Source organism: Dactylosporangium siamense (assembly GCF_016862795.1).
In the GTDB taxonomy this organism is placed as follows: domain Bacteria; phylum Actinomycetota; class Actinomycetes; order Mycobacteriales; family Micromonosporaceae; genus Dactylosporangium; species Dactylosporangium siamense.
The window spans coordinates 1-19,101 of sequence record NZ_BONQ01000052.1 but is presented as its reverse complement, the minus strand read 5'-3'; the positions used below and the strand labels follow the sequence as shown (position 1 = coordinate 19,101).

The following is a 19,101-nucleotide window of genomic DNA, read 5'->3' as shown; positions in this document are numbered from 1 at the left end:
GCCACAAGGCGTGCCCGCCGGAGCTCACGCATCGGCAGCAGTCACCCGAACGAGGGACGAACTCGACATCGGTGACGCCTGCACCGTTCGACAGCGTCCCGCGCCGACGGCCCCACAATGACGGTTACGGGACGCGGGTGGACTGGTGGTAGTACAGGCGCCAGCCGGAGCCGTCGCCCAGGTCGCGCCAGAGCGAGCTGCGCAGGGCCCGCTCACCCTCGATCGTCGTCTCGTACGTCACCTGTACCAGGCCCGGCGCGAGCACGGTGCCGCGCATGTGGGCGGGTTCGTAGCGAGCGCCGGCCTTCGCCGGGAGCGTGGCGAGCGTCGTCGCGCGGTCCCAGCGGCGGCCCGAGGTCCCGATCTCCACGAAGTCCGGGTCCAGATACCGGGCGGCGAGCTCCGGCGACGCGCGCACGGCCGGCGTCATCAGTTCCAGCTCACCGGCGATCGCCGCGGCCACACCGTCCGGGGCGAGGCCGAAGTGGTCCTCGAGCTCGTCGGCGATGCTCGCCGGGTCGCGGGTGCCGTCGATCGGGATCACGCGGATGCCGAGCGCGCTCGCCCGGTCGGCGGCGTCGGCGGCGAGGATGCGGTCGCGTTCGTCGCGGTTCCGGCGGGCCCGCGCGGGGTCGGGCAGGTCGGCGCCGAAACGGGCCGCGCGGGGCAGGGTCGCGGCCTGGTGCGACTGCCACTCGGGGGTCGGGACCAGGATCGCCATGCGGTGGGCCGCGTCGGCGACGCCGGCGACCAGGTCCGGTCGCAGGTTCCAGCCGTCGACCAGGACCGGGCGGGGGCTGACCAGGGCGCGCAGGTCGTCCAGGACCCACGGGAACTGCTCGGCGAAGTTGGCCATCGCCACGTCGGCCATCTCCTGCGGCGTCGACGCCCAGTACGCCGGCCAGTCGGGCGGAGGATCGCCGCGCCGCGAGCGCGCCGCGATGCGACGGTCCTCGTGGGCGCGGGCGTCGTGGTGGTCGCAGTGGTAGTGGGTGAGGGCGTGCCGGGTGGTGAGCAGGGCGCCGACCGTGGTCTTGCCGGACCACTGGCCGCCGCCGATCCAGAGCGCGTCGCGGATGGTCGGCCACTGCGCGGGCGTCATGCGAACCAGGCCCGGACGTCGCGGTCCTCGTCGGTGGGCAGGTGCTCGTTGACGAGGGAACGCCAGGCCCGCCGGCCTTCGGCGCCGGCGATCGACTTGGGGGTCGCGGGCGGGGGTGGCAGTTCGCTGGTGAAGGCCCGGCGGAGGGTCGACTCGGCGGCAGGATCGTGGTCGGGGCTCGCGCCGTACAGCAGCCACAGCCCGAGTGTCAGGAACGGTCGGGCCTCCTCGTCGCCGTGCCAGAAGCCCGGTTCGTGCTTCCGGCACCAGGCCAGATAGCGCACGGCAGCCGCCGTGGCCTCGGGACCCAGCGCCAGCGCCGACGCGACCAGGCCGGCGAGGGTCGGGGCGGGATCGGCGTTGTTCATGGACCGGACCAGCAGCAGCGCGGCGAACAGCCGGGCGACGTGGCCGCGCCAGCTCGCCGAGCCGGGCGTGACCTCGCCGTCGGGGATCCTGGTGTACGTGGTCAGTTCCAGGACCTCGGCGGGGGGCCACGGCACCTGCTCCGGCAGGCGGCGGGCGACCATGAGGTCCTCGATGCCGCAGCGGTGCTCGTCGACGCGCATGCCGTAGTCGTACGTGGCCATCTCGCGCACGATCGAGGCGTTCAGCCGGGTCCGCACCCAGTCGCGCAGCGCCAGCTCCGAGGGGCGCAGGTCCTCGAGCAGCTGGGCCAGGTCAGCCATGGCGCGAGCCTGCCACGCGACCCTGATGCCCGGGTGTGACGAGCTCGGTGAGGGCGGCGCTGGTCGCGTCGTCGGCCGGCAGGAACGCCTCCAGGCGCAGCTCGGCGAGGGTGACGTCGGTGGCGGTGCCGAAGTGGGTGAGCGTGGTGAGCAGCCGCAGCTCCCGGTCGCCGGTGCGCAGGTGCAGCGGCACCGCGAAGCCCAGATACTGCGGCGACAGCTGCCGGGGACGCGGCGGCGCGAGGCCCGCGAGCTCCGAAGCGAGGCGGGCCAGGCGGTCGCTCGGGTTGCGCACGCTCTCGGCCTGGACGCGGTCGATGATGTGCCAGGCCCACTCGTCGAGGTTGACGATGCGCGGGGCGAGCCCGCGCGGGTGCAGCAGGACCCGGGGCACGCTGACCGGTGCGGCGAGCAGCTCGGGGGCGACGCCGCGGGTCAGCAGGTGGAAGCCGGCGTTGGCCGAGACGAGGTCACCGTGCCGGTCGACGATGACCGCCGGGAACGGCAGGTGGCCGTGCAGGATGCGGTCGAGGGCGGCGCGCACCGGCGCCAGCCGCGGATCGTCGAGGTCGCGTTGCGGATACGCGGGCGCGAACCCCGCGGCGAGCAGCAGCTCGTTGCGCTCCCGGATCGGCACCTCCAGGGACTCGGCCAGCCGGATGATCATCGACCGGCCCGGGGTGGAGCGGCCGCTCTCGATGAAGCTGACGTGCCGTTGGGTGGTGCCGGCCCGCACCGCGAGCTCGAGCTGGCTGACGCGCCGGCGGGTGCGCCAGGTCCGCAACGCGCCCGCGAGTCCTTGGGTCATGGCTCCTGTGTACCGCGCCGTCGCGCCGCCCGGCGATTCCTCGCAGGGAATTGTCGGGGCGCGGCGGCCGCCGCAGAGTCGTGGCATGAACCTGAACGATCTCACCGACCGCTACGTCGCCGTGTGGAGCGAGCCCGACGCGGACCGGCGCCGTGCCGCGATCCGCGAGCTGTGGGCCGACGACGCGGTCCACGTCCTGCAGGCGCCGCTCGAGCTGCGGGAGGCCGCCGCCGGGCTGGGCTTCGACCAGCTGGTGCTGGAGGCCCGCGGGCACGCCGAGCTCGAGTCCCGGGTGACCCGCGCCTACCAGGAGTTCGTCGCCCCCGGCACGTTTGTGTTCCAGGCCGCCGGCGCCGCCGAGCGGCTCCGCGAGGTGGTGAAGTTCCGCTGGGTGATGGTGCCGCGCGACGGCGGCGACCCGGTGGGCGCCGGCCTGGAGTTCCTGGTGCTCGGTCCGGACGGGCGGATCGTCAGCGACTACCAGTTCATCGAGGGGTGAGCGTGCGCAGCTATCGCGTCACCAGCGGCGCCGGCATCGACGGGCTGTCGCTGCGCACCGAGGAGCCACGCCAACCGGGCCCGGGAGAGGTGGCGGTCGCGGTGCACGCGGTGTCACTGAGCTTCCGTGAGTTGCTCGTGCTGCGCGGCCGGTACGTCCTGCCGGTCAAACCCGATGTCATCCCGGTCTCGGACGGCGCCGGCGAGGTCGTCGCGGTGGGTGCGGGCGTCGAGCGGGTGCGCCCCGGCGACCGGGTCACCGCCACGCTGTTTCCGGACTGGCAGGACGGGCCGTTCCGCCCGGCGGTGCTGCCGCAGCTGGGCGGGTCGCTCGACGGCCTGCTGACCGAGCTCGCGGTCCTGCCGGAGCGGGCGCTGGTGCCGATCCCGGCGCACCTGTCCTACGCGGAGGCCGCGACCCTGCCGTGCGCCGCGGTCACCGCCTGGAACGCCCTCGGCGGTGTTCGTGCCAACCACACGGTGTTGACCACCGGGTCCGGTGGTGTGTCGCTGTTCTCGGTGCAGCTGGCCAAGGCGCTCGGCGCGACGGTGATCGCCACCACCGGCCGTCCGGACAAGGAGCGCCGGCTGCTGGACCTGGGCGCCGACGCGGTCGTCAACTACCGCGCCGACCCCGACTGGCCGGCCGCGGTCCGCGCCCTCACCGGCGGTCTCGGCGTCGACCGGGTCGTCCACACCGCCGGCCCGCTGGATCAGTCGCTGCGGTCCCTGGCCGTCAGCGGGCAGGTGGCGTTCGTCGGGTCGGTCGACGGCGAGTGGCCGCCGCTGGACCCTCGCCTGGTGTTCGGCGCCGCCGCGACGCTGCGGGCCATCGCGGTCGGCAGCCGGGCCCAGTTCGTCGAGATGAACGACGTGATCGCCGCGCACGAGCTGCGTCCCTTGATCGACCGGGCGTTCCCGTTCGAGGAGGCACCCGCCGCGTTCCGCTACTACGAGTCGGCCAACCCGCTCGGCAAGGTGATCATCAGCGTTCGATGACGGCAGGCCGGGTCAGAGCGCGACGGCGTCGAGGGTGGTGATGACGCCGGGCGGGGTGGGGGGTTCGGCGGTGCGGTCGAGGGTGAGGCCGTGGTAGCCGAGGGCGACGGCGGCGGCCACGAGCTCGGGATCGTCGTCGACGAACAGGCATTCGTGCGGTGGGAGGCCGACCAGGCGGCTGCCCTCGGCATACATGCGCGGGTCCGGTTTGCGGCAGCCCAGGATCTCGGAGATGGCGAAGCCGTCGAAGTAGTGCGCGATGTCCAGGCCGGCGAACATCGCCTCCAGGCCCGCCCAGGTGTCGGAGACCACCGACATGCGGATGCCTGCCGCCCGCAGCCGGTCGAGGACCGGGCGGACGTCTGGATACAGCTCGATCACCGGACCCGCCGCCGGCGCCTCCAGCTCGTGCAGCAGCCGATCCGACGGGTGCGGGATGTCGAGCATCGCGAGCATTTCGCGGTGGTAGGCGGTCCGGTTCGCCGTGATGAGCGTGGCGTCGAGGAAGCGCTGGCCGGCGGCGATCGCCGACGCGAACAGATCCTGGTCGACGTCGGGATGGTGGGACGACACGATGCCCTCGAAGTCGAACCGCGGATTCCACCGCCCGCCGACCGGCTGCGTCAGCACGCCACCGGCATCGAACAGCACACCCCGAATCGTGCTCATCGCGCGAATCCTACCCACCGGTGCGTCTCAGCGGGCGCCCGCGACCAGTGCGGGCAGCACCTCGGCGGCGGCGCCGCGCAGGTTGATGGTGCTGACCACGTCCAGTGCCGTGGGCGCCGGGTTGACCTGGATCACGGTGGCGCCGGTGCGCAGGGCGATGCGGGGGAGCTCCGCCGCCGGGTACACCACGCCGGACGTGCCGACGGTCAGCAGCACGTCGCAGTTGGCGGCCGCCTCGTTCGCGGCGGTCCAGGCCGTGGCGGGCAGCACCTCGCCGAACCAGACGACACCGGGGCGCACCAGCATCCCGCATTCCACGCACCGCGGCGGCCGGACGCGGCGGCCGTCGGCCTCTGGGTCGGCCTCTGGGTTGGGGTCGCCGTCGGCGGCCGGATCGGCGGGCGGGCCGGTGAAGGGGTGGGCGCCGGCGCCGATGCAGCGGGGCGCGAAGAGGCTGCCGTGCAGGTGCAGCGGCGCCGGTGAGCCGGCCCGCTCGTGCAGGTCGTCGACGTTCTGGGTGACGACCACGCTGCCGGGGACCATGGCCTCGATCTCGGCCGTGGCGAAGTGCCCGGCGTTGGGTTCGGCCCGGCGGACGCGGTTGCGGCGCCACTCGTACCAACCCCACACGAGATCCGGGTCGCGGTGGAACGCCTCCGGCGTGGCGAGCTCCTCGGCCTCGTAGAGGGCCCACAGGCCGGTGAGGTCGTCGCGGAACGTCGGCACGCCGCTCTCGGCGGAGATCCCGGCGCCGGTGAAGACGACGACCCGGCGGGCCCCGGCGAGGATCGCGGCTGCGCCGAGCAGCGCATCGGTGTCCATCGACAAGATCCTGCCACGGAACTCAGGCGTCGCGCAGCGCCGCGTCGAGCAGGGCGCGGGCGGTGCGGCGCACCGTCTCGGCGGCCTCCACGCGGGTCTGGCCGGCGATGTCGACGAGCCAGATCAGCGACTCGATGCCGGTCGCGGAGCGGATGGCGACGGCGAGCCGGCGCACGTCGACGGCCGGGTGAGCGGTGCGCACCGGTTCGAGGGCGTGTTCGATCCAGCCGATGGCCCGGCCCTGCCGCAGGGCCGGCCGGGAACCGGACGGCTCCGGCGCCAGGGACAGCCGCAACGAGGTGCGCAGCTGCGGCTCCCAGTCGAAGTTGTACCGGGTGAACGCGGCCATGAACGCGTCGAGCCGGGCGATGGGATCGTCCGGCGCGTCGGGCGGGAGCAGCGTGTCCGGGGAGAGCTGCGGGTGCGCCGCGAGCAGCAGGCTGCGCTGGTTCGGAAAGTAGCGGTACGCGGTCGTGCGGGACACTCCGGCCCGTTCGGCGGCGTCCTCGACCTGCGGGGTGGCGCCCTCGGCGAGCAGCGCGCGGGTCGCGTCGACCAGCGCCTCCCGGGTCCGGGACTTCTGCTGCGTGCGACCGGTCGCCTCATATGGTACTGGCATCGCCATCATGGTACCGTAGTCCCATGGTACTGGAGTCCCACGAAGTAGATCCGGTGGTCACGGACCCGGAGCTGTACTCGGTGCTGTTCGAGAACGAGCGGGTCAGGGTCCTGCGATACCGCGACCACCCCGGCGACACGACCCACCCGCACCGCCACCCGGACAGCGTCATGGTCACGCTGGCCGACTTCCGCCGCCGCGTCCACGCCGGTGGCCGCGAGGTCGAGGTCGAGCTCACGGCGGGGCAGGCGCGCTGGGTCGGCGCTCAGGAGCACGTCGGCGAGAACATCGGCGCGACGGACAGCCACGCGATCTTCATCGAGTTGAAGGAGCCGGCCCCACGGCCGGCAGGGGACATGCCACTCGGCCCGTCCGCCGGTCAGGCCGGGTAGGCGCGGGTCTCCGTCGCCTTGACCGCGGCCCACACCTGCTGGCCGGGGGAGAGACGCAGGTGCGCGGCGGCGGCCGGGGTGACGTCGGCGGCGGCGGTGATCGGCCCGCTGAGCTGGATGCGCAGGTTGTCGCCGTGGCGCTGGACGCCGGTGACGGTCGCGGCCCACGTGTTGCGGGGGCTGCCGTCGGGCCGGTGCGGGTGCAGCGCGACCGCGGACGGCCGGAACACGACGAACGCGTCGCCGTCGAGCCGGTCGGCGGCGGCGAGCGCGAACCCGTCACCCACGACCACCGTGTGACCGTCGGCGCGTCCCCGGTACAGGTTGAGGCCGACGAGCCTCGCGACGTAGTCGGTGCGTGGCTGCGCGGTGATGGCGGCGGCGTCGCCCTCCTGCACGACCCGCCCGTCCTCGACGATGACGAGCCGGTCGGCGAGGACGAGCGCGTCGAGCGGGTCGTGGGTGACCAGGAGTGCCGCGCCCCGGTGCTCGGCGAGATGCCGTTGCAGCTCCGCCCGGGTGTCGAGCCGGGTCCGGGCGTCCAGGGCGGCGAGAGGTTCGTCGAGGAGCAACAGCGCCGGGTGTACGGCCAGGGCGCGGGCGAGCGCGACCCGCTGGGCCTGTCCTCCGGAGAGCTGACGGGGTTTGCGGCGGGCGTGCTCGGCCAGGCCCACCCGCGCCAGCCAGTCGGCGGCCTGGTCGCGGGCGGCGCGCCGGTCGACGCCGTGGCGGCGCGGCCCGAACGCGACGTTGTCCAGCGCGGACAGGTGCGGGAAGAGCAGGTAGTCCTGGAACACGACGCCGATCGGCCGGCGCTCCGGCGGAACGTAACGGCGCAGATCGGGGCGGTCGAGGTCGACGCCGTCGACGGTGATGTGCCCGGCGGTGAGCGGCTGCAGGCCGGCGAGGGCCCGCAGGGCGGTGGTCTTGCCGGCGCCGTTGGGGCCGAGCAGGGCGACGACCTGCCCGGGCTCGATCCGGAGACTGACGTCGAGCCGGAACGTGCCGCGGTCGACGACGATGTGCGCGTCCACTTCGGCCGTCATGGGCTGGTGATCCAGCGGTCGCGGAGCCCGGCGAGGATGGCGACGGAGACGGTGAGCAGGATCAGGCTGAGCACGATCGCCGCGTCGAGGTCGGTCTCCAGGGCCAGGTAAACGGCCAGCGGCATGGTCTGCGTGGTCCCCGGGTAGTTGCCGGCGAACGTGATGGTGGCGCCGAACTCGCCGAGCGCGCGGGCCCAGCACAGCACCGCACCGGCGGCGACGCCGGGCGCGACGAGCGGCAACGTGACGTGGGTGAACGTGGTCCACCGGCCGGCGCCGAGGGTGGCGGCGGCCTCCTCGAAGCGGCTGTCGGCGCCGCGCAGCGCCCCTTCGACGGCGATGATGAGAAACGGCATCGCCACGAACGCCTCGGCGATCACGACGCCGGTGGTGGTGAACGGGAACGTGATGCCGAACGTGGTGTCGAGCCATTCGCCGAGCAGCCCGCGGCGGCCGAAGACGAGCAGCAGCGCCACACCCCCGACGACGGGCGGCAGCACCAGCGGGACGGTGACCAGGGCACGGACGAGGCGGCGGCCGGGGAACTCGACCCGGGCGAGCAGCCAGGCGAGCGGCACACCGAACAGCACGCAGACGACCGTGGCGAGGGTGGCGCACTGCAGCGACAGCAGCAGCGCGGTGAGCACGCCCGGCTCGGTGAGCCGCTGCGGCAGTGTGGTCCAGGGCGCGCGGACCAGCAGGCCGACCAGCGGGAACGTGAGGAACAGCAGGCCGAGCCCGGCCGGCACGAGCAGGCCGAGCGGGATCCGCTGGCGCCGGGGAGGGGCTACCTCCCCGGCTTTGTCCACGATCGGCATTGCGGGAGCTTACGGGGCCTGGAAACCGGCGCTGGTGAGGACGGCCTTGCCCTTGTCCGACAGGACGTAGGCGACGAACGCCTGCGCGCCGGCCGGGTTCTTGGCCTTCTTCAGCACGATGATCGGGTAGTCGTTGATCGCGCCCGCGGACTCGGGGAACTCGATGCCGTCGACGTCGGTGGCGGCGGCCTTGGCGTCGGTGCGGTACACCAGCGCCGCGTCGACCTCGCCCAGCTTCACCTTCGCCAGGGCGGCCTTCACGTCCTGTTCCAGGGTCACCGGGGTGATCTTCACCCCGGCGGTGTCGAGGGCCTTCTTCGCGGCGGCGCCGCACGGCACCTGCTCGGCGCACAGCGCGACCTTCACGCCCGGCTTCGTCAGGTCGGCGAGGGTCTTGATGCCCTTGAGGTTGCCCTTCGGCACCGCGATGACGAGCTGGTTCTTCACGAACGTGGTGCCGGTGCCCTCGGCGCCGCCCGCGTCGGTGACGGTCTTCAGGTTCGCCGGCGCCGCGGAGGCGAACACGTCCGCGGGCGCGCCCTGGTTGATCTGGGTGGCGAGCGCGGAGCTGCCGGCGAAGTTGAACGTGACCTTCGCGCCGGGGTTGGCGGCCTCGAAGTCCTTGCCGATCGTCTTGAACGACTCGGTCAGCGACGCCGCGGCGAACACGGTGACGTCACCGGTGACGGTCGCGGCGCTGCTGGCGCTGCCGACCGACGGCTGCGGACTGGCGGTCTTCGTGTCGTCGCCGCACGCACTGAGCCCCGCGACGGTCAGCGCCGCGAGCGTGATTCGGATCCAACGGGATGTCACGAGCTGTTCCTCCCCTTATTCGCGACGGCCGGGGTGGAGCGCTCCACCACGACCGTGGTCGATTTGATCACTGCGATGGCCACCGACCCGACCTGCAGGTCGAGCTCGTCGACGGCCTCCCGGCTCATCAGTGACACGATCCGGAACGGCCCGGCCTGGATGTCGACCTGCGCCATCACCGTGTCCTTGACGACCGCGGTGACGATCCCGCGCAGCCGGTTGCGGGCCGAGGACCCCTCGGCGCGGCCGTCGGGCTCGGTGCCCTGGGCCCGGACGAACTGCGCGAGGTCGACGCCGTCGACGATCCGGTGGTCGTGCTCGTCCCGGGTGGCGGGCAGCCGGCCTGCGTCGACCCAGCGCCGGACCGTGTCCACGCTGACGCCCAGCAGCTCGGCCGCCTCACTGATCCGGAAGACTGTCACCCGGCCACCCTAGTGGGCCGCACCTGCAGCCGAAAATCCGCTGAGAGGCTCGCGTCTTCGAGGCTCTGGCCCCAGCAGCCCGGCATCTGCATGATGGAGAGATGGACGGGGCGGCGCGACGGTGGGCTGAGGTGCTCGACCTGCTGGTCGAGGTGGTGCCGCCGGGCCCGGCCGGGGTGATCGTGGACAGCTTCGACGGTCACAGCCGCGTCGTGGCCGACCGGCTCGCCGCGGCCCTGCGGGCCGGTGGGCGCAGCTGTGCCCGGCTCCCGTCCACCGGCACCCCAGGGCCTGTTTCAGCAGGGATGGCCGGGCTGCGGCGGGCCCAACGCCTCGCCCAGGCTGGCCCAGGCGCTGGACCTCGCCTCGCTCCGACCCCCCTTCTGCAACAGGCACTGGTCGTCGCGGACGGGCCGCAGTGGCGGGCCCAGGCACCCGACGGCGGGTGGACCGTGGTCATCTGGCTGCGCACGCAGCCGCCCGCCGCCGGCGCGGACCGCAGCGCCGGCGCCCACGTTGTCATCGACCTGCACGACCCGGGCTGGCCGGTGATCCGCCACGTCGACGCGGCGTTGACCGGCCGCGACCGGTGGTACCTGGCCGAGTCCCGGGCGTTCTTCGCCGCCCGCGCCGCCACCTGGGACAGCAGGTTCGGCGACGACCAGCCCGCCTACGCCGCCGCGGTCGCCGAGAGCGGCCTGCCCGCCGGCGCGACGGTGGTGGACGTCGGCTGCGGCACCGGCCGGGCGCTGCCCGCGCTGCGCGCCGCCGTCGGCCCGACCGGGACCGTGGTCGGCCTGGACGTCACCCCGCAGATGCTCGCCGTCGCCGGGCCGAACGGCGCCGCCGCGACCGCCGGGCTGGTCCTCGCCGACGCCCGCCGGCTCCCGTTCGCCGCCGCCGGCATCGACGCGATCTTCGCCGCCGGGCTCATCATGCACCTGCCGGACACCATCGCCGGCCTGCGCGAGCTCGCCCGCGTCACCCGGCCCGGCGGGCGGCTGGTGCTGTTCCACCCGTCCGGCCGGGCCGCCCTCGCCGCCCGCCACGGCCGGGCGCTGCGCCCCGACGAACCTCTCGCCGAAGGACCGCTGCGGATCTCGGCGGTCCGCGCCGGCTGGCAGGTCGTGCACTACGACGACCCGCCGGACCGTTTCCTCGCCATCGCCGTCCGAACTGGTGGAGAGTGATTCCCATGCAGCTGAGCATCCGGAACCAGCTCGCCGGGACCGTGGAGAGCGTCGCGACCGGCGAGGCGATGAGCACCGTGCGGGTGCGGTTGGACGGCGGGCAGGAGGTCACGGCCGCGATCACCGCCGAGTCGGCGCGGGACCTCGCGCTGACCGAAGGCACGGCCGTCCTGGCGCTGGTGAAGTCGACCGAGGTGGCGGTCGCCGCCGCCACGGTGCCGCGGATCAGCATCCGCAACCAGCTCGCGGGCACGATCACCGCGGTCGAGCACGGCGCCGTGATGACCACGGTCAAGCTGGCTGTCGCCGGCGGCGTGACGGTCACCGCCGCGATCACCAAGGACGCCGCCGAGGACCTCGACCTCGCCGAGGGCGCCCCCGCGGTCGCGCTGATCAAGTCGACCGAGGTCAGCGTGGCGTTGCCGTAACCGCCGGCTGTGGCGGGCGTGGCAACGCGCCGGCGGTCCAGCGCGTTGCTCGCCGCCGCCGCTGCGGGGGATCGGGTTCAGCCGGAGTCGTGGCCGGCCATGAGGGCGACCACCAGATCGGCGAGCGCCGGATCGGCCAGGGGCACGGCGGCGAGAAACTTGGGTGTGTCCACCGGTTGGGTCGCCAGGGCATCGGCCAAGATGGCCCGGCATCGTTGTGGGTCAAGGGCGACACCGGCGCGGACGCAGGCGGCGAGCGCGCGCTCGGCGCCGGAGCCGCCCGCGCGGGAGAGCAGGCACGCGAACGCCTCGTCCACGACCTCCTGGGCCCGGGCGGTGTCGCCGGCGCGGGCGTACGCCTGTGCCCGCGCCGCGAGCGCCGGCGCCCGGTCGTCCGGGTGGGTGTCCGCGTCCGCCAGTCGCTGGAGGATGGCGTCCGCGCGTTCGGGCTGGTCGAGCTCGGCGGCCGCGACGGCGAGCGTGGCGAGGTCGCGGTTGATCGCGGCGGGCACGGCCCGAGTCCAGTTGAGGCTCGCCTGGACGCCGAGGGCGAGCAGCGTCCCGACGAGGTCCGTTCGCCCGCGCGCGGCGACGACGGGAGCGACCTTGGCCACGGCGTCCGCGATCGGCGGGTCCTCGGCGGTCACCTGCCGCACCACCGCTTCGAGGTCACCGCGGATCGCGTCGAGGTCCGGCATCTTCCAGTGCGCGCGTTCGGGTGGCCGGGCCAGCCGGCAGAAGTCGTCCACCAGCGGGCTGCCGGCCCGCAACGCCAGGACCGCGATCCGGGTCGCCGGGTCCGGGCCGAGCACCCACGCCCCGCGCGTCGACGGCGCCACCCGGTCCAGCTCCGCGGCGCGGGTGAACAGTTCGAGGGCCGTTTCGAAGCGGCCGGCCCCGGCCGCGCCGATGGCGGCCTTGCGCAGGAACGGGGCGTGCTGGTCGGGTTCGACGAGGTCGTCCATGAGGGACAGCCGGTCGGTGCGCCCGGCCGCTTCGGCGAGGGCCGGCAGCATGCGCTCCCGCAGGCTCTCGTCCTCGCCGGCCAGCGCCAGCAGTGGCTGCGCCTGGTCCAGGCGGTCAACCTCAGCGACGGCCGTGGACAGCGCCACGAGCTCCCAGAACGGCTGCCGGGGCCGGCTCATCGCCAGCAGGATCCGTTCGGCCGGCTCGGGCCGCCCGGCCTCGGCGAGGGCGACGGCCAGATCCAGCCGCGGCTCGTCCTGCTGGCGGCGTGGGCGTCGCATCTCCCGCGCCAGGGCGTCGGCCTGGTCGAACAGCGCGCCGGCGCGTTCCTCCCGGCCGGCTTCCGCCGCCGCGACGGCCATCTGGGTCAGTATCGCCAACCGGGCGTCCGGCGCGGTGACGTGCTCGACGAGCGTGACCGCGGCCGCCGGGCTGCCGAGCAGTTCATGGACGATGGCGAGGCGGGTGTACAGCTGCTGCTGGGTCTGGGGGTAGCCGAGGCGCCGTACCACCGCATCGACGGCTGCCAGGTGCCCGCGGGCCCGCTGCGGGTCGCCGGCCCGGACCGCCACCTCGGCGACCTCGGTCAGTGCCAGCAGCGCCTCCCGCAACGACAGCTCGGCCCGGCCGTGCACGACGTCGCCCTGCGCCTGGACCGCCGGCAGCAGCCACCCCTCGACCGAGTCGAGCAGCCGGGCGGCCGTGCCGTGGTCACCGGCCTCGGCGGCGGCGCGGGCGAAGCCGGCCTGGACTCGGGCCCGGTACACCGGGAAATGGGGATCCGGGAACGACCGCATCGCCGCCTGCACGCCCCGGACCTCGGCCGACGCGAACGCGATCAGCGACAGGTAGTACGCCCGGGTGTCGCCGTGCAGCCCGTCCAGCCGGTGTTCCGCCTCGGCGATGAGCTTCCGGGCGTGCCGCCGGTCGCCGATGGCGGCGTACGCCTGGGCGACCGTCGCCAGGGCCTCGGCCCGCCGGTCGGTCTGCGTCGCGTCGGCCGACCGCCGCAGCGCCGTCTCGGCGTCGCGCAGCAGGTCGCGGGCGACGTCCCGGCGACCCACCCGCGCGGCGGCCCGGGCGGCGACCGCGTGCTCGCGGGCCGTGAACCAGTCGAGCCCGCCCCGTCGCGCCGGGTCGCGGACCGCGTCCACCATGCGCAGGCACCGCTCCGCGTCGCCCCGGGCGGCCGCGACCTCGGCCATCCCCGCGTACGCCCGGCGCCCGGCACCGATGTGCGCGGCCAGGAACTCCGCGCGGCTCCAGTCGCCGAGCCTGGCCCACGCCACCGCCACCGCCGCCGGATATCCGTAGCTCCGGTCGGCGATGACCTCGATCTGCCGGTAGTTGCGCATCGCCACGACGCACGCCTCGCGCAGCCCGCCGCCCATGGCGTCACGGTAGCGCCAGCATGCTTGCCGTCGATGCTCTGCCGACCTGACCGTCGCGCGCCTGGCCTCCGATCGCGGGCCTTGTCGGGCTGGCCGCGGGACCGTCACAGCGGTGTGCGGCTCGGTGGTCGCGCCCGGCGTCGGACGTATGCGACGGTCACCGCCGCGACCAGGACCGGCCACAATGCGGCGGGCAGGTAGCAGGCCGTCGCCAGCGACACCCAGCCCGGTGACGGCCGCCCTGCGGCCCCGATGAGCACGTCCCAGTTCGCGGCACTCTGCACCACGATGACGGCGAGCGGCAGCACACCGGCTGCCGCGAGCCCGGCGACCAGCCAGGTGGGATAGCGACGGCCACCGACGACCGGCATCCCGGCCGGGACCCGCTCACCCCACGGATACACCAGCCCGAGCGTCAGCGACGCGAACCCGATTGACAGCACGCTGAGCGACAACACGTAGACGGTGCCGGTGCCGGGGATCTGCTGCAGCTCACGCCACGTGTCGGACATGCCGAGCCCGGCACCGAAACCGGCCGCGGACCGCCACACCGACGACGGGATCACGCACCCCACCGTCGCCCACGCCGCGACCACCGCCCACCGAGGCGTCCCCGCCACCGGCTCCCAACCGCGAATGAACCGCCGCATGCGCAGCCTCCCCCGAAGGCCTTCAGCCTATCCAGCTGCGCGTTGAAGCCAGGGGCCGCTCGCCCCGCACGTGGCGGGGTGGCGGCGGAAAAACTGGGTCGCGCCCACGGCACTGCCGTCGCTACCGTCGGAGTCCACTGACGATGATCGACGGGGGTTCGGGTGACGATCGAGACGCAGCTGCTGCCGGAGCTCGGCAACCTGTTCGTCGGCAGGGTGGTGCTGCTCAACGGGTTCGACCGGCGGGGTCTGGTGGTCATCACCCGCGACGGTGCCGGGCTTGCCGCGCGGCCCTCCGCCTCGGGCGTGGTGCACCGGCGTCAGATGGGATGCGACGGCCGGATTCGCGGGAGCCGGCGGCGGGTCCGGGGAGGATGGCCGGCCCGGGCGTGGCCCATCCCCAGGGTGTCGGCGTGGCGGCTGGCTCGGCGGACGCGGTGACCGGCGCATCTTACCTACAGTTGCGCCCGATGTGCAGGTAGTGATTCCCGGGTGGGGTCGCGGGTAGCATCCGGGTATGAGAACCGCCCCCCACGCGGTCGACACGGGTGCCGAGATCCGGCAGATCGAGGAAGCCGAGGGTTACATCGCCTCGATCTGCTTCAAGACCGGCCCACCCACGTCGATCGGCGTCGAACTCGAGCACATCGTCCACACCCCCGACCACCCCACCCGGCCGCTGGACACCACCGCGCTCGCCGCCGCGCTCGGCGGCCACGCCCCAGCGGCGCTCGACCCGGACGGCCCGCACGACCCGATGCGGCACGGCGGCGTGCTGAGCATCGCCCCCGGCGGACAGATCGGCCTCGCCGCCCGCCCGCAGGGCTCACTCGCCCGGCTCCATGCCACGGTCAACGCCGAGCTCGGCCAGCTCACCGACCTGATCACCCGCGGCGGCTTCGGCCTCGCCGGTGTCGGCATCGACCCGCACCACCCGCCGAGGCGGGTGCTCTCATCGCCCCGTTACCAGGCGATGGCCGCTTCCTTCGCGCGACGCAGCAGCGACGGCCGCACGATGATGTGCAGCACCGCCGGCCTGCGCCCCAGCCTCGACGCGGGACCGCCCGGCGGCCTCGCGGACCGGTGGGCCGCCGTGCACGAGCTCGGCCCGACGCTGCTCGCCGTGTTCGCCAACTCCCCGGTGCACGCCGGCCGCGACACCGGTTGGGCCTCCACCCGGATGCGCACCTGGTATGGGATCGACCCGGGCCGGGCCGGCACCGTGCCGACCGGACCCGACCCCGCGGAGGCGTGGGCGCGGTATGCGCTGCGGGCGCCCCTGCTCTGCGTCCGCCGCCCCACCGGCAGCTGGGCCGTGCGGCCGGGTGTCACGTTCGCCGACTGGATCACCGGTGCGCTGCCCGGACGCCCCACGTTCGACGACCTCGACTACCACCTCGGCACGCTGTTCCCGCTCGTGCGCCCCCGGGGTCACCTGCAGGTCCGGTATCTGGACACCCAGCCGGGCGGCGAGTGGTTCGCGCCGGTCGCGGTGCTGGCGGCGCTGCTCGCCGACCGGGCCACGATCGACACGGCCCGGGAGCTGTGCGCGCCGGCCGCCGGTCGGTGGCTGGAGGCGGCCCGGTATGGCCTCACCGACGCCGTCGTCGCCCGCACCGCTCCGGCGGTGCTCGACCTGGCGTTGCGGGTGCTGGAGCGCGACGGGCTGCCCGAGCCGTTGCACGACGAGGTGGTCGACACCGTCGAGCAGCGGTTCCGTCAGGCGTGGCCGCACCTGCACCGTCCATGACGGCTGCCGCCGCCGGCGTTGGCGGCGGCTCGGCGAGCGGGCGCGCCTGCGGTGCGTCCATCATGGACGCCGCCGGCGTCGATCGCGGCCCGGGGAGTAGTTCGCGCCGGCACCGTCCATGATGGACGCACCATCGGCACTGGACCTCGTGGACGCGCCGTCCATGATGGACGGACCGCAGGTGCTGGCCACCATGGACGGTGCGTCCATGGGCGCCGCCGACACGCCGCCCGTGGATGCGGCCGGTGTGTTGGACGTGGTGGGCATGGTCGACGCGCTGTCCGTGCTGAGTGCGGCCGGCGCGCCGGACGCGGTGGACGTCGCCGGTGGTCAGAGGGCCGGTGGTGGCGGCTCGGGAAGCGGGTGCGCCCCCTGCGGGCGCAGCCCGTCGAACAGGATGCCGAGGTATCGCCGCCACAGGTCCGGTGACGCGCCGGGCGCGTAGCTCGCGACGTAGTTCGGCGCGCACATCAGCAGGATGACGTCGGTGCCGGTGACGTCCGTGCGGAGCGCGCCGTGGGTGCGGGCCCGGTCGACCAGGTCGTGCACGGTCCGGTACATCTGGTCCCGAGCCTCGGCCACGGCGGCGTTGGTGTCGCCGGCCACGTGCAGGAACGACAGGTCCCGCTGCTGCCGCTGCTGCGCGGCGATGGTGAGGAACTCCAGCAGCGCACCACCCGGGTCGGCCGCGTCGCGCAACCGGTCCCCGGCGGTGGTGAGCTCACCCACCCGGTCGAGCACGATCGCGGCGATCAGGTCGTCCTTCGTCGGGAAGTGCCGGAACACGGTGCCCTTGCCGACGCCGGCCCGCCGGGCGATGTCGGCCACGGACGCGTCCATGCCCCGCTCGGCGAACTCGTCCGCGGCCGCGGACAGCAGGGCCGCCCGGTTGCGCACGGCGTCGGCGCGTGGCGGGCGGGTGTCGGTCATGCCGCAATCGTACAAGTTGACCGCGCGGTCCGTTTATCGCTAGGGTCGGCGGGGCAACATGACCGACCGGTCCGTTTATGGAGGATGGCATGCAGGCAGTCGTCGTCAACGACTACGGTCCGCCGGAGGAGTACCTGGTGGGCGAGCTGCCGGCGCCGCGGCCGGGCCCGGGGCAGCTCCTGGTCCGGGTCGCCGCGGCGTCGATCAACCCGGGCGACATCGTGATCCCCAGCGGCAGGTTCCGCGACGTCGCGCCGCTGGCGTTCCCGCACGTGCCGGGCAACGACTTCGCCGGCACGGTCAGCGAGGTCGGACCCGGGGTGACCGGCTACGCCGCCGGCGACGAGGTGTTCGGCTACGCGGCGCCGCGGGCACTGCGGGCGATGCTCGGCCCGCGCCCGTCGATGAGCACCGGCTCCCTCGCCGAACTCGTGGTCGTCGAGGCCGACACCCCGTTCGTGACGCACCGCCCGGCCGGCGTCACGGCCGAGCAGGCGGCCGCCCTCGCCACCACCGGCCTGACGGTCCGGGCGTTGCTGGCCACCGCCGACGTGCGGCCCGGCGAGCGGGTCCTGGTCGTCGGCGCGACCGGCGGCGTCGGCACCACGCTCGTCCCCGTGCTCGCCGCCGCGGGTGCGACGGTCATCGCCACCGCGACCGCCGAGGACGCCGACCTGGTCCGCGACCTCGGCGCAGCCGAGATCATCGGCTACGGCGACTATCCGGTCGACGTCGACGCCGCGTTCAACGTCACCCTGCCCAGCGACCAGCTGACCGGCGTCGCCAAGGCGGTCCGCCCCGGTGGGCGGCTGCTGACCATCACCTATCCCGTGCCACAGCAGGACTGGATCGGCCGCGCCGACGTCGACCTGCGGTTCGTGCTCGACATGGAGGGCACCTTCGGCGGGATGCGCGAGGTCGCCGAGCTTGCCGCCGATGGACGCCTGCGGGCCACGATCGGCCGACGGTACGCCCTCGACCAGGCCGCGCAGGCGTGCGTCGACTTCGACCGCCGGCACACCACCGGCAAGCTCGTCGTCGTCGCATGACCGGCCAGCGGAGCGTCTCGGGTCGGTCATCGGGGGGACAGCAGTGGGTCATGCGCCCGGAACGAAGTGAGGACGCATGACCGGCCAGCGGAGCGTCTCGGGCCGGTCATCAGGGGTGCAGTGTTGGGTCATGCGCCCGGAACGAAGTGAGGACGCATGACCCATTACTGCTTTGGCTTGGCGACCACCCATTCCATGCCCCAGCCGTAGGCGAGGTCGACGGCCTGGTTACGGAACTGGTTGGGCGCCTGGACGATGAACCGCGACTCGCGCCGCACGACGAGCTCGCCGTTGACGTTCTCGATGAGGAACAGGGCCGCGGCCCGCGACTGGACCGTGCACTCGTCGAGGCGCATCTCGATCGGGGCGCCGTGCTGCGGATACAGCGTGGCGACGGCGTCGAGGCCGGCGAACGACTCGGCGCCGTCGTAGATGCTGGCGTAGATGAGGATCCGGCGGAAGTCGGCGGTGTGGTCGAGGTTGATCGTCAGGTTCTCGCCCGACTCCGACGCCCCGGTGCGGTCATCGCCGTCGAGCAGGATGTACGGCGGCTGGTGCAGCGCGCCGAAGTTGTTCTCGATCGGGTGCACGATGCCCTTGCGCCCGTTGCTGAGCTCCCACAGGCAGCACAGGTCGAGGTCCAGGTCCGGCAGCTGGGCGGCCCTCGACTTGCCGAACAGGCCGCGCTTCGCCATGGAGCGCATGGTCCAGTTGAGGTTGACCCGCAGCGCCCCGGATCCGCCGCCCTGCTTGGCGAGCGAGACCGTCGGCGCCTGCTTGGTGAGCGTGACCTTGGTCAGCCGCACCGGGGCGGCGGGCGGCGGCGCGGCGACAGGCGGTGCGACAGGCGGTGCGACAGGCGGTGCGACGGGCGGTGCGACTGGGGGAGCGACCGGCGGCGCCATCGGGGGAGCGGGCGGTGGTGGGGCGGTCGGCGGCGGGTAGGTCCCCGGCAGCGCGACCTGCTGCGGCTGCCCGTTCGGCCCCGTCACGGTCACCGACGGCCAGCCCCCCGTAGTGGGCGCGGGTGCGGGTGCTGGCGCGTCGTCG

The 19,101-nt window shown here is 74.1% G+C and carries 22 protein-coding genes; 8 read left to right on the top strand and 14 right to left on the bottom strand.

Features of this window, described 5'->3' with window-relative positions; all coding sequences use genetic code 11:
* Nucleotides 1-124: 124 nt before the first annotated feature.
* Genes Dsi01nite_RS57370 through Dsi01nite_RS17220 form a run of 3 tightly spaced genes read right to left on the bottom strand, consistent with a single transcriptional unit; the run spans nt 125 to nt 2,599 of the window.
* Nucleotides 125-1,102: a nuclear transport factor 2 family protein gene (locus Dsi01nite_RS57370; RefSeq protein ID WP_239135954.1), complete on the bottom strand. Its 978-nt coding sequence runs from the start codon at nt 1,100-1,102 to the stop codon at nt 125-127.
* Nucleotides 1,099-1,791: a hypothetical protein gene (locus Dsi01nite_RS17225; protein WP_203847180.1), complete on the bottom strand. Its 693-nt coding sequence runs from the start codon at nt 1,789-1,791 to the stop codon at nt 1,099-1,101. The genes Dsi01nite_RS57370 and Dsi01nite_RS17225 overlap by 4 nt, the downstream gene beginning before the upstream one ends.
* On the bottom strand, nt 1,784-2,599 hold the full coding sequence (locus Dsi01nite_RS17220) for a helix-turn-helix domain-containing protein (RefSeq protein ID WP_203847179.1): 816 nt from the start codon (nt 2,597-2,599) through the stop codon (nt 1,784-1,786). Before Dsi01nite_RS17220 ends, Dsi01nite_RS17225 begins: the two co-directional genes overlap by 8 nt.
* A gap of 85 nt (nt 2,600-2,684) precedes the next feature.
* Between Dsi01nite_RS17220 and Dsi01nite_RS17215 the strand changes: the two genes are divergently transcribed.
* Nucleotides 2,685-3,098 carry a hypothetical protein gene (locus Dsi01nite_RS17215; RefSeq protein WP_203847178.1) on the top strand — a complete coding sequence of 138 codons (414 nt, stop codon included), beginning with the start codon at nt 2,685-2,687 and terminating at the stop codon, nt 3,096-3,098.
* Between the two features lie 2 nt (nt 3,099-3,100).
* Nucleotides 3,101-4,096: a zinc-dependent alcohol dehydrogenase family protein gene (locus tag Dsi01nite_RS17210; protein WP_239135953.1), complete on the top strand. Its 996-nt coding sequence runs from the start codon at nt 3,101-3,103 to the stop codon at nt 4,094-4,096.
* Between the two features lie 12 nt (nt 4,097-4,108).
* Here Dsi01nite_RS17210 and Dsi01nite_RS17205 read toward each other — a convergent pair whose 3' ends face one another.
* The 3 genes from Dsi01nite_RS17205 to Dsi01nite_RS17195 are packed head-to-tail and all read right to left on the bottom strand — an operon-like array spanning nt 4,109 to nt 6,206.
* Nucleotides 4,109-4,765, bottom strand: coding sequence for an HAD family hydrolase (locus Dsi01nite_RS17205; RefSeq protein ID WP_203847176.1), 657 nt, complete (start codon nt 4,763-4,765; stop codon nt 4,109-4,111).
* 27 nt (nt 4,766-4,792) lie between these two features.
* Nucleotides 4,793-5,587, bottom strand: a complete 795-nt coding sequence (locus Dsi01nite_RS17200) for an SIR2 family NAD-dependent protein deacylase (protein WP_203847175.1) — start codon at nt 5,585-5,587, stop codon at nt 4,793-4,795.
* A 22-nt stretch (nt 5,588-5,609) separates the two neighbouring features.
* On the bottom strand, nt 5,610-6,206 hold the full coding sequence (locus Dsi01nite_RS17195; RefSeq protein ID WP_239135952.1) for a TetR/AcrR family transcriptional regulator: 597 nt from the start codon (nt 6,204-6,206) through the stop codon (nt 5,610-5,612).
* A 23-nt stretch (nt 6,207-6,229) separates the two neighbouring features.
* Here Dsi01nite_RS17195 and Dsi01nite_RS17190 point away from each other — a divergent pair, with 23 nt between their 5' ends.
* Nucleotides 6,230-6,598 (top strand): cupin domain-containing protein, encoded by a 369-nt coding sequence (locus Dsi01nite_RS17190; RefSeq protein WP_203847173.1) that lies wholly within the window; start codon nt 6,230-6,232, stop codon nt 6,596-6,598.
* Here Dsi01nite_RS17190 and Dsi01nite_RS17185 read toward each other — a convergent pair.
* From Dsi01nite_RS17185 to Dsi01nite_RS17170, 4 genes are read right to left on the bottom strand one after another with little or no spacing between them, the layout of a single operon-like run.
* Entirely contained in the window at nt 6,586-7,644 is a 1,059-nt protein-coding gene (locus tag Dsi01nite_RS17185) for an ABC transporter ATP-binding protein (protein WP_203847172.1), read from the bottom strand. The two genes, Dsi01nite_RS17190 and Dsi01nite_RS17185, sit on opposite strands and share 13 nt — an antisense overlap.
* The gene (locus tag Dsi01nite_RS17180; RefSeq protein WP_203847171.1) at nt 7,641-8,462 is read right to left on the bottom strand and encodes an ABC transporter permease; all 822 of its coding nucleotides are present in this window, start codon (nt 8,460-8,462) and stop codon (nt 7,641-7,643) included. The genes Dsi01nite_RS17185 and Dsi01nite_RS17180 overlap by 4 nt, the downstream gene beginning before the upstream one ends.
* A 9-nt stretch (nt 8,463-8,471) precedes the next feature.
* Entirely contained in the window at nt 8,472-9,275 is an 804-nt protein-coding gene (modA, locus tag Dsi01nite_RS17175) for a molybdate ABC transporter substrate-binding protein (RefSeq protein WP_203847170.1), read from the bottom strand.
* Nucleotides 9,272-9,697, bottom strand: a complete 426-nt coding sequence (locus Dsi01nite_RS17170; RefSeq protein ID WP_203847169.1) for a TOBE domain-containing protein — start codon at nt 9,695-9,697, stop codon at nt 9,272-9,274. Before Dsi01nite_RS17170 ends, modA begins: the two co-directional genes overlap by 4 nt.
* A gap of 101 nt (nt 9,698-9,798) precedes the next feature.
* Between Dsi01nite_RS17170 and Dsi01nite_RS17165 the strand changes: the two genes are divergently transcribed.
* Nucleotides 9,799-10,887 (top strand): class I SAM-dependent methyltransferase, encoded by a 1,089-nt coding sequence (locus tag Dsi01nite_RS17165; protein WP_203847168.1) that lies wholly within the window; start codon nt 9,799-9,801, stop codon nt 10,885-10,887.
* Between the two features lie 5 nt (nt 10,888-10,892).
* On the top strand, nt 10,893-11,315 hold the full coding sequence (locus Dsi01nite_RS17160) for a TOBE domain-containing protein (protein ID WP_203847167.1): 423 nt from the start codon (nt 10,893-10,895) through the stop codon (nt 11,313-11,315).
* 77 nt (nt 11,316-11,392) lie between these two features.
* On the opposite strand, the gene Dsi01nite_RS17155 is transcribed toward Dsi01nite_RS17160, so the two are convergent.
* Together Dsi01nite_RS17155 and Dsi01nite_RS17150 are read right to left on the bottom strand one after the other, a co-directional pair.
* Nucleotides 11,393-13,672: a hypothetical protein gene (locus Dsi01nite_RS17155; RefSeq protein WP_203847166.1), complete on the bottom strand. Its 2,280-nt coding sequence runs from the start codon at nt 13,670-13,672 to the stop codon at nt 11,393-11,395.
* 104 nt (nt 13,673-13,776) lie between these two features.
* Nucleotides 13,777-14,322, bottom strand: a complete 546-nt coding sequence (locus tag Dsi01nite_RS17150; RefSeq protein WP_203847165.1) for a hypothetical protein — start codon at nt 14,320-14,322, stop codon at nt 13,777-13,779.
* Nucleotides 14,323-14,484: 162 nt separating this feature from the next.
* Here Dsi01nite_RS17150 and Dsi01nite_RS17145 point away from each other — a divergent pair, with 162 nt between their 5' ends.
* Complete coding sequence (locus Dsi01nite_RS17145; RefSeq protein ID WP_203847164.1) at nt 14,485-14,763, top strand: hypothetical protein; 279 nt, start codon at nt 14,485-14,487, stop codon at nt 14,761-14,763.
* Nucleotides 14,764-14,839: 76 nt separating this feature from the next.
* A complete protein-coding gene (locus tag Dsi01nite_RS17140) occupies nt 14,840-16,072 on the top strand; it encodes a glutamate-cysteine ligase family protein (RefSeq protein ID WP_203847163.1) in 1,233 nt (410 codons plus the stop codon).
* A gap of 330 nt (nt 16,073-16,402) precedes the next feature.
* Here the strand turns inward: Dsi01nite_RS17140 and Dsi01nite_RS17135 are convergent, their stop codons facing one another.
* Nucleotides 16,403-17,002 carry a TetR/AcrR family transcriptional regulator gene (locus Dsi01nite_RS17135; RefSeq protein WP_203847162.1) on the bottom strand — a complete coding sequence of 200 codons (600 nt, stop codon included), beginning with the start codon at nt 17,000-17,002 and terminating at the stop codon, nt 16,403-16,405.
* An 89-nt stretch (nt 17,003-17,091) separates the two neighbouring features.
* On the opposite strand from Dsi01nite_RS17135, the gene Dsi01nite_RS17130 reads away from it, so the two are divergent.
* Nucleotides 17,092-18,051, top strand: coding sequence for an NADP-dependent oxidoreductase (locus Dsi01nite_RS17130; RefSeq protein WP_203847161.1), 960 nt, complete (start codon nt 17,092-17,094; stop codon nt 18,049-18,051).
* Between the two features lie 164 nt (nt 18,052-18,215).
* Here Dsi01nite_RS17130 and Dsi01nite_RS17125 read toward each other — a convergent pair.
* On the bottom strand, nt 18,216-19,101 hold an 886-nt coding region (locus tag Dsi01nite_RS17125; protein WP_444542522.1), incomplete at its 5' end, for a TerD family protein.

Bases quoted from the DNA above. Each gene is read 5' to 3' on its own strand.
- Dsi01nite_RS57370 (WP_239135954.1), bottom strand. From the start codon at position 1,102: ATGACGCCCGCGCAGTGGCCGACCATCCGCGACGCGCTCTGGATCGGC.
- Dsi01nite_RS17225 (WP_203847180.1), bottom strand. From the start codon at position 1,791: ATGGCTGACCTGGCCCAGCTGCTCGAGGACCTGCGCCCCTCGGAGCTG.
- Dsi01nite_RS17220 (WP_203847179.1), bottom strand. From the start codon at position 2,599: ATGACCCAAGGACTCGCGGGCGCGTTGCGGACCTGGCGCACCCGCCGG.
- Dsi01nite_RS17215 (WP_203847178.1), top strand. From the start codon at position 2,685: ATGAACCTGAACGATCTCACCGACCGCTACGTCGCCGTGTGGAGCGAG.
- Dsi01nite_RS17205 (WP_203847176.1), bottom strand. From the start codon at position 4,765: ATGAGCACGATTCGGGGTGTGCTGTTCGATGCCGGTGGCGTGCTGACG.
- Dsi01nite_RS17200 (WP_203847175.1), bottom strand. From the start codon at position 5,587: ATGGACACCGATGCGCTGCTCGGCGCAGCCGCGATCCTCGCCGGGGCC.
- Dsi01nite_RS17195 (WP_239135952.1), bottom strand. From the start codon at position 6,206: ATGCCAGTACCATATGAGGCGACCGGTCGCACGCAGCAGAAGTCCCGG.
- Dsi01nite_RS17190 (WP_203847173.1), top strand. From the start codon at position 6,230: ATGGTACTGGAGTCCCACGAAGTAGATCCGGTGGTCACGGACCCGGAG.
- Dsi01nite_RS17185 (WP_203847172.1), bottom strand. From the start codon at position 7,644: ATGACGGCCGAAGTGGACGCGCACATCGTCGTCGACCGCGGCACGTTC.
- Dsi01nite_RS17180 (WP_203847171.1), bottom strand. From the start codon at position 8,462: ATGCCGATCGTGGACAAAGCCGGGGAGGTAGCCCCTCCCCGGCGCCAG.
- Dsi01nite_RS17165 (WP_203847168.1), top strand. From the start codon at position 9,799: ATGGACGGGGCGGCGCGACGGTGGGCTGAGGTGCTCGACCTGCTGGTC.
- Dsi01nite_RS17160 (WP_203847167.1), top strand. From the start codon at position 10,893: ATGCAGCTGAGCATCCGGAACCAGCTCGCCGGGACCGTGGAGAGCGTC.
- Dsi01nite_RS17155 (WP_203847166.1), bottom strand. From the start codon at position 13,672: ATGGGCGGCGGGCTGCGCGAGGCGTGCGTCGTGGCGATGCGCAACTAC.
- Dsi01nite_RS17150 (WP_203847165.1), bottom strand. From the start codon at position 14,322: ATGCGGCGGTTCATTCGCGGTTGGGAGCCGGTGGCGGGGACGCCTCGG.
- Dsi01nite_RS17140 (WP_203847163.1), top strand. From the start codon at position 14,840: ATGAGAACCGCCCCCCACGCGGTCGACACGGGTGCCGAGATCCGGCAG.
- Dsi01nite_RS17135 (WP_203847162.1), bottom strand. From the start codon at position 17,002: ATGACCGACACCCGCCCGCCACGCGCCGACGCCGTGCGCAACCGGGCG.
- Dsi01nite_RS17130 (WP_203847161.1), top strand. From the start codon at position 17,092: ATGCAGGCAGTCGTCGTCAACGACTACGGTCCGCCGGAGGAGTACCTG.